The 13,796-nt window shown below is 69.2% G+C and carries 12 protein-coding genes; 1 reads left to right on the top strand and 11 read right to left on the bottom strand.

Annotated elements, in window-relative coordinates; all coding sequences use genetic code 11:
• Nucleotides 1-10: 10 nt before the first annotated feature.
• The 10 genes from BLT25_RS02095 to BLT25_RS02050 form a co-directional block, all read right to left on the bottom strand.
• Entirely contained in the window at nucleotides 11-1,117 is a 1,107-nt protein-coding gene (locus BLT25_RS02095) for a ferrochelatase (protein WP_091041373.1), read from the bottom strand.
• A gap of 170 nt (nucleotides 1,118-1,287) precedes the next feature.
• The gene (locus BLT25_RS02090) at nucleotides 1,288-4,068 is read right to left on the bottom strand and encodes a DEAD/DEAH box helicase (RefSeq protein ID WP_091041371.1); all 2,781 of its coding nucleotides are present in this window, start codon (nucleotides 4,066-4,068) and stop codon (nucleotides 1,288-1,290) included.
• A 30-nt stretch (nucleotides 4,069-4,098) separates the two neighbouring features.
• Nucleotides 4,099-4,998 (bottom strand): diacylglycerol/lipid kinase family protein, encoded by a 900-nt coding sequence (locus tag BLT25_RS02085; RefSeq protein ID WP_091041369.1) that lies wholly within the window; start codon nucleotides 4,996-4,998, stop codon nucleotides 4,099-4,101.
• 17 nt (nucleotides 4,999-5,015) lie between these two features.
• The gene (gene tatC, locus BLT25_RS02080) at nucleotides 5,016-5,861 is read right to left on the bottom strand and encodes a twin-arginine translocase subunit TatC (protein ID WP_091041368.1); all 846 of its coding nucleotides are present in this window, start codon (nucleotides 5,859-5,861) and stop codon (nucleotides 5,016-5,018) included.
• An 8-nt stretch (nucleotides 5,862-5,869) separates the two neighbouring features.
• Nucleotides 5,870-6,163, bottom strand: coding sequence for a twin-arginine translocase TatA/TatE family subunit (tatA, locus tag BLT25_RS02075; RefSeq protein WP_091041366.1), 294 nt, complete (start codon nucleotides 6,161-6,163; stop codon nucleotides 5,870-5,872).
• A gap of 39 nt (nucleotides 6,164-6,202) precedes the next feature.
• Nucleotides 6,203-7,222, bottom strand: coding sequence for a helix-turn-helix transcriptional regulator (locus BLT25_RS02070; protein WP_091041364.1), 1,020 nt, complete (start codon nucleotides 7,220-7,222; stop codon nucleotides 6,203-6,205).
• Nucleotides 7,219-8,202 carry a helix-turn-helix transcriptional regulator gene (locus BLT25_RS02065; protein ID WP_091041363.1) on the bottom strand — a complete coding sequence of 328 codons (984 nt, stop codon included), beginning with the start codon at nucleotides 8,200-8,202 and terminating at the stop codon, nucleotides 7,219-7,221. The genes BLT25_RS02070 and BLT25_RS02065 overlap by 4 nt, the downstream gene beginning before the upstream one ends.
• 27 nt (nucleotides 8,203-8,229) lie before the next feature.
• Complete coding sequence (locus BLT25_RS02060) at nucleotides 8,230-9,210, bottom strand: FKBP-type peptidyl-prolyl cis-trans isomerase (protein WP_091041361.1); 981 nt, start codon at nucleotides 9,208-9,210, stop codon at nucleotides 8,230-8,232.
• A 100-nt stretch (nucleotides 9,211-9,310) separates the two neighbouring features.
• Nucleotides 9,311-10,672, bottom strand: a complete 1,362-nt coding sequence (gene pafA, locus BLT25_RS02055) for a Pup--protein ligase (protein WP_091041360.1) — start codon at nucleotides 10,670-10,672, stop codon at nucleotides 9,311-9,313.
• 81 nt (nucleotides 10,673-10,753) lie between these two features.
• Nucleotides 10,754-11,155 carry a MerR family transcriptional regulator gene (locus tag BLT25_RS02050; RefSeq protein WP_091041359.1) on the bottom strand — a complete coding sequence of 134 codons (402 nt, stop codon included), beginning with the start codon at nucleotides 11,153-11,155 and terminating at the stop codon, nucleotides 10,754-10,756.
• Nucleotides 11,156-11,303: 148 nt separating this feature from the next.
• Here BLT25_RS02050 and BLT25_RS02045 point away from each other — a divergent pair, with 148 nt between their 5' ends.
• Nucleotides 11,304-12,770 (top strand): SulP family inorganic anion transporter, encoded by a 1,467-nt coding sequence (locus tag BLT25_RS02045; protein WP_371113319.1) that lies wholly within the window; start codon nucleotides 11,304-11,306, stop codon nucleotides 12,768-12,770.
• On the opposite strand, the gene BLT25_RS02040 is transcribed toward BLT25_RS02045, so the two are convergent.
• Nucleotides 12,764-13,735: an endonuclease/exonuclease/phosphatase family protein gene (locus tag BLT25_RS02040; protein ID WP_218131210.1), complete on the bottom strand. Its 972-nt coding sequence runs from the start codon at nucleotides 13,733-13,735 to the stop codon at nucleotides 12,764-12,766. The genes BLT25_RS02045 and BLT25_RS02040 overlap by 7 nt on opposite strands.
• Between the last annotated feature and the right edge of the window lie 61 nt (nucleotides 13,736-13,796).

The following is a 13,796-nucleotide window of genomic DNA, read 5'->3' as shown; positions in this document are numbered from 1 at the left end:
CCGCGGCTGATCACTCGGAGTACTGGGGCGAGTCCTCTCCCGACAGCGTCGGCAGCTGCGAGCGCTGGTTGAAGCAGCAGCCCGCGGGACAGCGGTCGGGCCCGGGGCCCAGGTCACCGACGGTAGGCCGCTCAGGGGCCTCACCACGCTCCGCAGCGGCGCGCTCGAGGAGCAGTTCGCGTACGGCCGCCACGAAGCGCGGGTCCTCCCCCGCTGTCGCGCTGCGGCGGGCGTGGATCCCCAGCTTCTCGGCGGTGTCCATCGCCTCGGTGTCGAGGTCGTAGACGACCTCCATGTGGTCGGAGACGAAGCCGACCGGGCACATCACCACGGCCTTGGTGCCCTTCGCCGCCAACGCCTCGAGGTGGTCGTTCACGTCCGGCTCGAGCCACGGGATGTGCGGGGCCCCGGAGCGGCTGCAGTAGACGAGATCCCACTCGTGGGTGACCCCGCGCCGCTGCGCGACCTGCTCGGCGATCACCGTGGCGACGTCGAGGTGCTGGGCGACGTACGCATTGCCCTCGGGGCCGGCGTTGTCGTTCATCGAGGTCGGGATCGAGTGGGTCACGAAGAGGATCCGCGCGCCATCGCGCTCCTCCTCGGGCAGGTCCTCGAGCGAGGCGAGCACGCCGTCGACGACCGGCGCCACGAAGCCGGGATGGTTGTAGTAGCGCCGAAGCTTGTCGAGCACGGGGCCGGACTCGACGTCGCCGCTCTTGTCGCACGCCTCGAAGAGGTTCTCGCGGTACTGCCGGCACGAGGAGTAGGACGAGTAGGCGCTGGTCGCGAAGACCGCCGCCCGCTCGATGCCGTCGGCCCGCATCTGCGCGAGCGTGTCGCTCAGGTAGGGGTCCCAGTTGCGGTTGCCCCAGTAGACCGGAATCTCGATCCCGTGCTCGGCCAGGTCGCTGCGCAGAGCCGCCAGGAAGGCCCGGTTCTGGTCGTTGATCGGCGACTTCCCGCCACGGTCGAAGTAGTGCTGCCCGACCTCGACCAGCCGCTCCCGCGGGATCCCCCGTCCCCGGGTCACGTTCTCCAGGAACGGCACCACGTCCTCGGTCTTCTCCGGCCCCCCGAAAGAGACGAACAGCAGAGCATCGTAAGGAGAGACATCCACCCGCCCATGATATTTGCTCACGCTGCGCAGAGTCGAAATCTCGCGCCGAAAAGTCAGCCCGCTGGCCGAAGCGTCACGTGCGCAGGCCGAGTTGTCACGGATGTGCCGTCTCGGCCGACGCGCCTGACGCCTCGGCGCGGGCTTGTGTCCTTTCGCGGGCCGGAAACTGACTACTCGACCACGGAGGAGTACGCCACGACGCCGCGCTTGAGGAGATCCATGGTCTGCCGGGCCGTACGCCGCAGAGGCACGTCGCCGGCGGCGTCGGCGACCTGGCCGCACATGTCGATGAGCTGCTTCATCCAGCGTACGAAGTCGCCGGCGGCGAGCTCGACGACCTCGAGGACGTCGTCGAGGTCGTCGCCCTCGGCCCAGCGGTAGGCGGCCCAGGCGAAGCCGAGGTCGGGCTGGCGGAGGAAGTCGAGCTTGTGGTCGCGCTCCAGGGCGTCGAGCTGGCCCCACAGCCGCACGGTGTCGGCGATGACGTCCTTGACCCGGCCGCCGGGGAGGCGGGGCGGGGTGGCGTCGTCGGCGCGGCGGGCCTCGTAGACCAGCACCGAGAGGGCGGCGGCGAGCTCGGAGGGGGTCAGGTCGTCCCACAGCCCCTCGCGGAGCGCCTCGGCGGCGACCAGGTCCATCTCGGAGTAGAGCCGCATCAGGTGGGTCCCGCGCTCGGTGACCGTCTCGCCCTCGAGGTAGTCGAGGGCGACCAGCACCTCACAGACCCGGTCGAAGGTGCGCGCGACCGTATTGGTGCGCGCCTCGACGCGCCGGCGCAGGGTGTCGGTGTCGCGCGAGAGCTTGAACCAGCGCTCCGCCCAGCGGGCGTGGTCCTCGCGGTCGGGGCAGTCGTGGCAGGGGTGCATCTTCAGCTCGCGCCGCAGCTCGGAGATCAGGGTCTCCGCCGAGCTCTTCCGCTCCTTGCGGGCGGTCGGCGACCCCTCGTAGGGCACCGGACGCAGGTCCTGGGTCTTCTCCCGCAGCCGGGAGGCCATGTCGCGGCGCATCTGCGGGTTGCGGCCGTTGAACGACTTCGGCACCCGCAGCCGGGTCTGGGCGGCGATCGGCACGTTGAAGTCCATCATCGCCAGGCGGCGGGCCTGCCGGTCCTGGGTGATGACGTAGGGACGCGGTCCGTCCGGGTCGAAGCCCGGGTCGACGATCACGGCGTAGCCGGCGAACTTGCCGGTCGGCACGTCGATCACGTCACCGATCTTCAGCTTCGAGAGCGACTCGATGATCTCCTCGCGGCGGTCGGCACGCCGCTCGCGGGAGGAGGACTTCTCGACGTCGGAGATCTTGCGGCGGATCGCGGCGTACGCCATGAAGTCGCCCTTCTCGCAGGTCGCCGCCTCCTGGTAGCCCTCCATGGCGTCCTCGGCCTTGCGCACCTGACGCGCCAGCCCGACGACCGCCTTGTCGGCCTGGAACTGCGCGAACGACTGCTCCAGCAGCTCGCGCGAGCGTGCCCGGCCGAATTGGTGCACCAGGTTGACCGCCATGTTGTAGGACGGCCTGAAGCTCGAGCGGAGCGGGTACGTACGCGTCGAGGCGAGGCCGGCGAGCTCACGCGGGTTGAGCCCCTGCTGCCAGAGCACGACTCCGTGGCCCTCCACATCCAGGCCACGACGGCCGGCGCGGCCGACGAGCTGGGTGTACTCACCCGGCGAGAGGTTGACGTGGGCCTCGCCGTTCCACTTCGAGAGCTTCTCGATGACCACTGTGCGGGCGGGCATGTTGATGCCCAGAGCGAGCGTCTCGGTGGCGAAGACGGCCTTCACCAGGCCGCGCAGGAACAGCTCCTCGACGACCTGCTTGAACGCCGGCAGCAGCCCGGCGTGGTGGGCGGCGACCCCGCGGGTCAGGCCGTCGATCCAGTCGTGGTAGCCCAGGACGTGGCGGTCCTCGTCGGGCAGGTCGGCGCAGGCCTCCTCGACGTAGGCGAAGATCTCGTCGCGCTCGTCGGGCGTGGTCAGCCGCAGGTTGGCCTGGATGCACTGTCCCACCGCGGCATCGCAGCCGACCCGGGAGAAGACGAAGTTGATCGCCGGCAGCAGGTTGTCACGCTGCAGGGCGGTGATCACCTCGACGCGGCTCGGGATCCAGACGCGGCGCCCGTTGCCCACCCGCCGGTTGCCGTTGCCCTTGCGCTTGTCCTTGGGCGTACGCCGGTCGGTCATCCGTCCGGCTGCCCAGTCGTCGCGCGCCAGCCTCATCAGCTCGCCGTTGACCGGGGCGCCCTCCTTGACGAACCCGGCCGCCGCGTCGACGTCGGAGGAGGCGAACAGGTCCATGATCCGGCGGCCGGCCATCACGTGCTGGTAGAGCGGCACCGGCCGCTTCTCCTCGATGATCGTGGTGGTCTCGCCACGCACCGTGGTGAGCCACTCGCCGAACTCCTCGGCGTTGGAGACGGTGGCGCTCAGCGAGACGACCGAGACCGACTCGGGCAGATGGATGATGACCTCTTCCCAGACCGCGCCGCGGGAACGGTCGGCGAGGTAGTGGACCTCGTCCATCACCACGAACCCGAGGCCCATCAGGGTCTGCGAGCCCGCGTAGAGCATGTTGCGCAGCACCTCGGTGGTCATCACCACGACCGGCGCCTCGCCGTTGACGACGTTGTCACCGGTCAGCAGGCCGACCTGGTCGGGGCCGTAGCGCTTGACCAGGTCGTTGTACTTCTGGTTGGAGAGCGCCTTGATCGGCGTCGTGTAGAACGCCTTGCGACCGGTCGCGAGCGCCAGGTGGATGGCGAACTCACCGACGATCGTCTTGCCCGACCCGGTCGGCGCGGCGACCAGGACGCCCTTGCCTTCCTCGATCTCCTTGCACGCCTCGATCTGGAAGTCGTCGAGCCCGAAGTCGTAGAGCGAGGCGAAGTCCCGGAAGACGGGGTAGCCCTTGTCACGCTGATACGCGGCGTACTTCTCCGCTGGCGAGGCGTCCATGGCCCCGAGCCTATCGACCGACACCGACAATCAGGACGGCGGCGGCACGAGTACGCCGAGAGCGGACGGCACGCACTCGACATCGACCGGCAGCGGCCCGAGGCGCTCCCCGTCGCTGTAGGCGATCACGCCTGGAGCGGAGGCCTGGATCCGGCGGGCACGGATGCGCTCGAAGGCAGGATGGGTGAGGTGCTTGGCCTGGCGTACGCCAGGGAAGACGCGCAGGAACTCCAGCCGCGAGACCGGCTTGATGAGGATGGCGTCCAGCAGCCCGTCGGCGGGATCGCACTCCGCCGCGATCCGCAGACCTCCCCCGTACGACTCGGTGTTGGCGATCGCGAGCAGCATCGCCTCCTGCTCGCGGACCGTCGTCGCGCCGGTCGCGTCCTCGATCTCGAGCCGGTAGGGCACCGGCCTCCAGCTGCGGATCACCGACAGCGCGGCGAGCGTGTAGCGAAGGTCGCCGTGGGGCCACCTCATCGCGTTGGCCCGCTCGTTGACCGCTGCGTCGAACCCGGCGGCCAGGACGGTGGCGAACCAGGTGTCGTCACTGTGCCCCAGGTCGATGCGGCGGGGCTCGTTGCCCACGACGACGTCGGCGGCAGCCAACGGGTCGCCGGTGGGAATCCCGAGGGCCCGCGCGAAGTCGTTGCCGGTGCCGAGCGGGATCACTCCGAGATCGACCTCGGTCTCGGCCAGAGCCTGGACCGCGACATGGACCATGCCGTCACCCCCGAGTGTCACGACGGTGTCGACTCCCTCAGCGGCCGCCTTCCGGGCCAGCTCGAGAGCGTGCTCGGCGTCGTCACCGATCAGGTGCTCGACCACGGCCCCCGAGGCCGCCAGCCTCGCGGTGACCGCATCGAGGATCTGGTCGGCGTGGCCACGGCCGGCGGTGGGGTTGGCGAGCAGGGCGATCTGGCGCGTCACCCGGTGAACACTAGTGGTCAGATCACCGACGGGACGTCAGGATCCCCGATCATGTCCTTGCGCTTGCTGGCCTTCCGTCTGTCGTGGGCCCGGGCGATGACCTCGGAGATCCCGAAGAGGACGACCATAGGGCCGGCCATGATCGTCATCGTGAACGGGTCACCCGACGGGGTCGCGACGGCGGCGAAGACGAAGGAGCCGACGATGATCCAGGCGCGGTACTTGCCCAGGGCAGCACCGGGCAGGACCCCGATCCGGTTGAGCAGGATCACGAAGACCGGGATCTCGAAGGCGATGCCGAAGACGAGCAGCGTACGGCTCAGGAAGCTGAGGTATTCGCTGAACTCGACGATGTTGGTCAGGCCGTCGGGGACGAAGGCGAACAGGATCTCCAGGCCCTTGGGCATGGTGACGTAGCCCAGCACGACACCGGCGAGGAAGAGCGGACCGGCGACGGCCACGAAGACCCTCGACATCTTCTTCTCGTGGGCGTGCAGGCCCGGCATCAGGAACGCCCAGATCTGGTAGAGCCAGATCGGCGCGGTGCCGATGAGCGCGGCCAGGCCGCACAGCTTCAGGTAGAGCATGAAGCCGCCCGCGGCGCCGTTGACCGAGCTCAGTGAGGCAGCGCCGCCCTCTCGGTCCATCATCTTGACGGCCTTGAGGTAGGGGTCCATGACCAGATCGAAGAGCTGCTCGAAGAAGAACAGCGCGACGACGAACCCGACGACCAGGGCCAGGGTTGCCTTGATCACCCGCCCGCGGAGCTCGCGCAGGTGGTCGGAGAGAGCCATCCGGCCGTCGTCGCCGATGGCGTGCTTGGGGGTGCCGCGAAGAATCGCGACAACACCGGCGATGGACAAGGTCGACCTCAGTTGCCGGAGAGGCGCTCGCGCTCGGCCTTGATCTCGGCCTCACGACGCTCGAGCTCGGCGATCCGCTCCTGCTCGGAGGCGGTCAGCTCGGCCGGCTTCTCGGCCTTCTCGCCCTTCTCCTTCTCGTCCTCGTCGCGAAGGCCCTTGGTCTCGGTCTTGAAGATGCGCAGCGCCTGGCCGGTGCCGCGGGCGAGCTCAGGAAGCTTGGCGGCACCGAAGACGAGGATCACGATCGCCAAGATGATGAGCCACTCGGCTCCCTGCGGCATACCGATCAATGGAGTGAACATGAACTACCTCATCTACGTCTTAGGGGGAACGTCAGAAGTCTACGCGTCCGAACGGTACAGGCCGAGAGCCTGTCGTGCAGTCGCGGCAAACGATTCGGTGAACGATTGCTCGTCGAGGACCTCAGCATAGGGGGCCAGTCGAAGCAGCAGCCGGGTGAGCCAGCGCTCGTCGTAGACCCGCAGCCCCACCTCGAGCCCGCCGCCCGGCAGCTCCACCGGGTCGAGCACCGCATAGTACTCACCGACCCAGCGAGCCTCCGGAGACAGTCGCACCCGGACCACCGTGCCCGAGTCCGTACGCAGCACCGACCCGCTCTCGTCGTCGAGGCCCGCCCCTTCACCCGTCTCCGGAGCGGCCACGATCGGGGTGTCGAGCACCTCGGCGCCCCTGATCCGGTCGAGACGGAAGCTGCGCGGCGCCTCGGCGGTGTGGCACCAGGCGTCGAGGTACTCGATGTCACGGATCGAGACCAGGGCGCGGGGGTCGATGACGCGGGACGACTCCTCGTCGCGCGCCGGGACCCAGTAGTCGATGCGTACCTGGCGGCCCTGGTCGATCGCGGTCGCGATCGCGGCATGGATCTGGACGAGCGAGGTGTCGACCGGCTCCTCGCCGGGGTCTACGCTGCCCGCAGCCCCCTCGGCGGCGGCCTGCTCGAGCTTGGCCAGGGTCCGGTCGACGACCTCCTTGGTCTCCACGCTCACCGCTCCGCCCCGCAGCGCACGCAGCGCGACGATCACGGCGGTGGCCTCGATCGGGGTGAGCCGCAGCTGGCGGTCGAGGTAGTCGGCGTTGGAGATCCGGATGACCCGGTCGCCGTCGGGCTCCGTCAAGGCGTCGATGTCGACGTCGATCAGGTCATCGGGATAGCCGCCGGGCAGGCCGCACATGAAGAGCACCTGCAGGTCCTTGACCAGCTGCTTCTCCTCGACGCCGAGGTCAGCGGCGGCCTTGTCGAGGCGTACGTCCTCGATCTGGGAGTAGAGGTAGGGCACCAGCGTCAGCAGCCGTCCCACCTGCCCCTTGGCACCCGTCGCGTTCGCTCCGGCGGCGCTCATCGGCCGGCTCCGTCCAGGCGCGCGACCAGCCGCTCGAGTCGGGCCCCGACCTCGCGGCGCAGGTCCTCGGGCTCCTCGACGTAGGCGTCGGGGCCGTGCCCCAGCACCGCCCCGACCAGGTCGGCGGGCACCCGGGTCAGCACCACCCGGTCCCAGTCGTCACGGCCATCGGGACCGGTCACCCCGGGCTCGGTGGAGTCGGCGGCCCTTCGCAGCGTGTAGCCGCTCCCCTGCCGCAGCAGCAGGACGGCCTTCCCCGTGGGCGGCGCCGGTGCCAGGGTTCGTGCGATATCGCGTACGTCCACCTCGGCCGGGACCTCGAAGGCATCGAACTCGCCGACCGCCCGAGCCTCCCCCAGGACGCGGGAGAGCCGGAAGATTCGGGTGTCGTCGCGGTCGACGTCGTGGCCGACGGCGTACCAACGGCCCGAGTAGCGCACCACGCCCCACGGCTGCAGCCGCCGATGGGACGGCTCGGCCGCCCGCGACCCGCGGTAGTCGAACTCGACGACCTGCCGGTCCTGGGTCGCGGCCACGAAGACGTCGAAGGAGCCCTCCTCCGCGGCCAACCGCGGCTGGACGATCTCCAGCGCCGAGACGTCGGTCTCGAGCCCGGCGGCGTTGAGCTTGCGTACGGCCTCCGTGGTCGCCTCCGCCATCGAGGCGTTCTCCCAGACCTTGGTGGCCAGGGCGACGACCGCGAGCTCGTCGGCCTCGAGGGTGATCGGCGGCAGCGCGAACTGCTCGGGGCTGACCCGGTAGCCGATCTCGTCCTCGAAGAAGGAGTCGATCACGCCGGTCTCGATCGGCACCCCGAGGCTGCGCAGCTCTTCCTTGTCGCGCTCGAACATCTTCTCGAACGCCTCACCGTGGGACGACGGGTAGAGGACCTCGCGGATCCGCTCCTTCGACACGTTGTCACGCTGCACGAGCAGCATGATGAGCAGGTTCATCAACCGCTCGGTCTTACCCGCCGCCACGGTGTGTTTCTCCCCCTAGAGACTCTGCTACGGCGTCGCCGAGGTGGCTTCGGCCTTGACGACGTCGATGACGAAGTAGAGCGTGCTGTTGGCCGGGATCCCCGGCGTGCCGCCCTGGCCCGGCTTCTCCTCAGCACCGTAGCCCAGCTCCGGCGGGATCTGCAGCAGAACACGGCTGCCGACCTTGACGCCCTCCAGGCCGTTGGTCCAGCCGGCGACCACCTGGTTGAGGGCGAACGGGACGGCCTCCTTGCTGAAGCTCTCGTCGAAGGGCTTCTTGGCGCCGTAGGTCATACCGAGGTAGTTGGCGGTGACCGTCTGGTCGGTGGTGATCTCCTCGCCGTCGCCCTCGGTGACGATGACTCGCTTGAGCCCGTCGTCGGCCTTCGGCTTCGGGATGCCGGTGAAGTCGAAGCCGGTCGGCTTGCCGTTCTTCTCGACGACCTTCGGAAGCTCGGAGGCGTCGACGTCCTTCGGCGTCTTGTCGGCGGCGGGCTTGACCACGTCGACGACGACGAGCAGCGTGTCGTGGTTGCCGATGCCCATCTGCGGGTTGCCGCCCTCGCCGAGCAGGTCGGCCGAGCCGACGATGGCCTCGATCCGGTCGCCGACCTTGGCGCCCTTCAAGATGGTGCTCCACGGCTTGTCCGCCGGGAGCTCCTCACCCTCGGCGGCCTGGCTCTCGTAGGCCCAGTCCTTGTCCAGGGTGGTGGCGTTGCCGATGTAGATCTTGGCGAACACGCCGCGACCCTCCGGGATCTCCTCACCCTCGCCCTCGGTCAGCGTCTTGACCTTGGGGTCCTTGGGGTAGGCGATCGCGGACTCCCACTTCAGCGTGGGCGCCTTGTCGACCGCAGCCGAGACCGTGACGCCGTCGAAGCCGGAGACGGTCTCGTCGCCGTACCCCGTCTTCTCCTCGCCGCCGCAGGCGACCAGAGCCGGGATGAGCAGGGTGACGGCCAGCGCGCTCAGCGCGTGGCGCAGTCGAGGCCGAGGAGCAGTGGGCACAGTGCAAACCTTCGTGACGTGAAATAGAGAGAGACGACAGCGGAGCACACCATATCCGCCCGGTGGTTACCCCGCAGCGAAGCCACCCCGGCAGGGGTTGTCACATGCCGTCGATGAGCCGCTGGACGCGCTCGTCGTACGCCTTGAGCGGGTCCTTGCACAGCACGGTGCGCTGGGCCTGGTCGTTGAGCTTGAGGTGGACCCAGTCGACGGTGAAGTCACGGCGGCGCTCCTGCGCCTTCTTGATGAACTCGCCACGGAGCCGGGCGCGGGTGGTCTGCGGCGGCACCGACTTGGCCTCGAAGATCTTCAGGTCGGTGGTCGCCCGCTTGACCGCGCCCTTCTTCTCCAGCAGGTAGTAGAGGCCGCGGTTGCGGTGGATGTCGTGGTAGGCGAGGTCGAGCTGGGCGACGCGGGCGTGGCCCAGCGGAAGGCCGTGCTTGGCGCGGTAGCGGTCGATCAGCTTCCACTTGATCACCCAGTCGATCTCGCGGTCGACCAGGGAGAGATCGTCGGACTCGATCGCCTTCAGACCGCGCTCCCACAGGTCGAGGGCGGCGATCATGGTCGGGTCGGTGATCTCGCGGCGGTCGACGAACTCGCGGGCCTTGGACAGGTATTCGTTCTGGATGTCCAGCGCGCTGGCCTCACGGCCGTTGGCCAGCCGCACCTTGCGGCGGCCGGTGAGGTCGTGGGCGATCTCGCGGATGGCGCGGATCGGGTTCTCCATCGTCATGTCCCGCAGGACGACGCCCTCCTCGATCATCCGCAGCACCAGGTGGCAGCTCGCGATCTTGAGCATCGTGGTGGTCTCGGACATGTTCGAGTCACCGACGATGACGTGGAGCCGCCGGTACTTCTCGGCGTCCGCGTGCGGCTCGTCGCGGGTGTTGATGATCGGCCGGGACCGTGTCGTCGCCGAGGACACGCCCTCCCAGATGTGCTCGGCACGCTGAGAGACCGCGAACCCGGCACCCCGCGGGGTGTGGGTGACCTTGCCGGCGCCGACGATGAGCTGACGGGTGACCAGGAACGGGATGAGCACGTCGGCGAGCTTGGAGAACTCCCCGGCGCGGCTGACCATGTAGTTCTCGTGGCAGCCGTAGGAGTTGCCGGCCGAGTCGGTGTTGTTCTTGAACAGGTAGATGTCGCCGGCGATGCCCTCGTCGTGCAGCCGCTGCTCGGCGTCGAGGAGCAGCCCCTCCAGGATCCGCTCCCCCGCCTTGTCGTGGGTGACGACCGAGATGACGTCGTCACACTCGGGCGTGGCGTACTCGGGGTGGGAGCCGACGTCGAGGTAGAGCCTCGCGCCGTTGCGGAGGAACACGTTCGAGCTGCGGCCCCAGCTCACCACCTTGCGGAAGAGATAGCGGGCCACCTCGTCCGGGCTCAGCCGCCGCTGGCCGCGGAACGTGCAGGTCACGCCGTACTCGTTCTCGATGCCGAAGATGCGCCTGTCCATACTTGAAACCCTAGACGGTCGGCGGTCACTCCGGAGGCGTTCAGAGGTACGACACGGCGGGGCGGACCACCCTCCGGAACGTCAGTGCAGCTCGCGCCTGAGAATCGCGATGAACTCGTCCGCCATCCCCAGCTGTCGTTCCAGCTTCTCGCGGCGTACGCCGGCCTCTGCCCGGACCGCGGCGAGGCGCTCGCGAGCCGCGGTGGCGTCGGCAGGGTCGGGCGCGGACCCACGCAGGATCTCGATGTCGACCATGACCGCCTTCATCTCCTCGAGGCTGAAGCCGAGGGGCTTCATCCGGCGGATCACCAGGATCTTGTCGACGTCATCCTCGGTGTAGAGCCGGAAGCCGCCCTCGCTGCGCCCCGAGGGACTCAGCAGGCCGACCTCCTCCCAGTGCCGGAGGCTGCGCAGCGACAGCTCGGTGCGCGCCGCCACCTCGCCGATCCGCATCGCCCTTTCGGGGGCAGCACTGCGCGTCATGGTGTCCCTTCTCACACGGTCGACGAGGCCAACCCTTACGTTACGTGAGAGTACCGTTCTCTCGTCCTGCTCATCCTGCCAGCCGCGACCGATCGGACCGACTTCCGTGCCTTCACCCCTGGCCACCTCCGGGCCGGCCGAGCCGACCGTGCTCGCCGCGCTGCGCTCACCGCGGCTGCTGCGTACGGAGGTGCTGGCGGGTCTCGTGGTCGCGCTCGCGCTGATCCCCGAGGCGATCTCGTTCTCGATCATCGCCGGGGTCGACCCGCGGGTCGGGCTGTTCGCCTCGTTCACGATGGCGGTGGCGATCTCGTTCCTGGGCGGGAGACCGGCGATGATCTCGGCGGCCACCGGCGCGGTCGCGCTGGTGATCGCGCCGGTGATGCGGCACCACGGCTATGACTACCTGATCGCGACGGTGCTCCTGGGCGGTCTGATCCAGGTCGCCCTGGCGCTGGCAGGGGTGGCCCGGCTGACGCGCTTCCTCCCGCGCTCGGTGATGGTCGGCTTCGTGAACGCGCTCGCGATCCTCGTCCTCCAGGCACAGATCGTCCACATGGTCGACGTGCCCTGGGCCGTCTACCCGATGATCGCCGTCGGTATCGCCGTCATCGTGGGCTTCCCGCGGATCAACAAGGTGATCCCGGCGCCGCTGGTCGCGATCGTCGCGCTCACCGCCTTCACCGTCATCGGCGCGGTCGACGTGCCGAACGTCGGCGACCAGGGCAAGCTGCCCGACAGCCTGCCGACCTGGTTCCTCCCCGACGTACCTCTCACCCTCGACACGCTGCAGATCATCGCCCCCTACGCACTGGGGATGGCGCTGGTCGGCCTGCTCGAGTCGTTGATGACCGCCAAGCTGGTCGACGACATCACCGACACCCACTCCGACAAGACCCGCGAGGCCGGCGCTCAGGGCCTCGCGAACCTGATCACCGGCCTCTTCGGCGGCATGGGCGGCTGCGCGGTCGTCGGTCAGACGATGATCAACGTCAAGGTCTCCGGCGCCCGTACGCGCCTGTCCACCTTCCTCGCCGGCCTCTTCCTGCTCGTCCTGGTCGTCGGGTTCGGCGACACCGTGGCGCTGATCCCGATGGCCGCCCTGGTCGCGGTGATGATCATGGTCTCGGTCAGCGCCTTCGACTGGCACTCGATCCGGCCCGCCACCCTGCGGCGGATGCCGCTCTCGGAGACCGCGGTGATGCTCACGACCGTCGCGTTCACCGTCGCGACCCACAACCTCGCGATCGGTGTCATCGTCGGGGTCCTGGTCGCGATGACCCTCTTCGCGCGCCGTGTCGCGCACCTGACCCAGACGCACCGGGAGCTCGTCGAGGACGCCGACGGGAGCGTGCGGGCCGTCTACCGGGTCGCCGGCGAGCTCTTCTTCGCCTCGAGCAACGACCTCTACACCCAGTTCGAGTACGCCGAGGACCCCGACGAGATCGTCATCGACCTCTCCGACTCCCACATCTGGGACGCCTCCACGGTCGCGACCCTCGACGCGATCACCCACAAGTACGAGGCCAAGAACAAGTCCGTACGCATCGTCGGCCTGAACCGGTCCAGCGCCGACCGGCACGAGCGGCTGACCGGTCAGCTCAGCGGTCACTGACCCAGCGACACGCGCGACACCACCGGCAGATGGTCGCTGCCGGAGCGCGGCAGCACCCGCAGATCCCTCACCTCGGCACCGCGTGCGAGCACGTGGTCGAGCTGGACGACGGGGAGCGCGGAGGGGAAGGTGAACCGGAACCCGTGCTCCTCGCGCGAGACCTCCTCGGTCAGAGGTGCGAGGCCGGGGTCGAGGAGGTTGCCGTTGAGGTCGCCGGCCAGCACCACCGCCGGCGCCGGATCCGCGGCGATCGCCTCCCCCAGCAGCTCCGCGCTCCGGTTGCGGCTGTAGGCCGCGAGCCCACGCGGGCCCACCCGGACGGAGGGAAGGTGCGCCACGTAGACCGTCACCTCGCCCTCCGGGGTCTGGACGACGGCTCGCAGGCACCGGTCCCAGGACGCGTCGATGCCCGCGGGGCGGATGTCGACCCGCGTACGCTCCGAGATCGGGTGACGCGACCAGAGCCCGACGGTCCCCTGAGTCGTGTGATGCTCGAAGGTCGGCTCCAGCGCGGCTTCGTACTGCGGGAGATTCTCGGAGGTGAGCTCCTCGAGCGCCACGATGTCGGGATCCTCGGCCAGCAGGAGCTCGACGGTCCGCGCGACATCGTCGTTGTCATCGGCGACGTTGTGCTGGACGACCGTGAGGTCGTACGCCGCCGCCTCGACGGGCATCAGCTGTGGGCCGAACACGCCCACCCAGGCGGCGAGCGGGGCCAGCGCGAGCAGCGCGGCGAGGGCCGAGCGACGTAGGGCCGCGCCGAGGAGCAGCAGCGGGACCGCCAGGACGAACCACGGCAGGAACGTCGCGACCAGCGAACCCAGGTTGCCCCAGCGGTTCGGCACCAGCTCGTGCAGCGCGATCACCAGCGCGAGCAGCACCGCGATGAGCACCAGCGGCCTTCCGCGTCGCCACGTCGACCCCGCCGGCGCCGAGCGCGCGCCGTTCTCCGCCTCGACGTCCACAGAAGCGACCCTAACCAACCACCCTGACGTGTAGAGAACGGCCGGTCGGCCTCGTTCACCG

The organism is Nocardioides sp. YR527 (genome assembly GCF_900101045.1).
GTDB lineage: Bacteria > Actinomycetota > Actinomycetes > Propionibacteriales > Nocardioidaceae > Nocardioides.
The sequence above is the reverse complement of the archived record's forward strand: the minus strand, read 5'-3'. Positions and strand labels throughout refer to the sequence as shown.

Coding starts and splice junctions, on each gene's coding strand:
- BLT25_RS02090 (WP_091041371.1), bottom strand. CDS start 4,068: ATGGACGCCTCGCCAGCGGAGAAGTACGCCGCGTATCAGCGTGACAAG.
- tatA (WP_091041366.1), bottom strand. CDS start 6,163: ATGTTCACTCCATTGATCGGTATGCCGCAGGGAGCCGAGTGGCTCATC.
- BLT25_RS02050 (WP_091041359.1), bottom strand. CDS start 11,155: ATGACGCGCAGTGCTGCCCCCGAAAGGGCGATGCGGATCGGCGAGGTG.
- pafA (WP_091041360.1), bottom strand. CDS start 10,672: ATGGACAGGCGCATCTTCGGCATCGAGAACGAGTACGGCGTGACCTGC.
- BLT25_RS02070 (WP_091041364.1), bottom strand. CDS start 7,222: ATGAGCGCCGCCGGAGCGAACGCGACGGGTGCCAAGGGGCAGGTGGGA.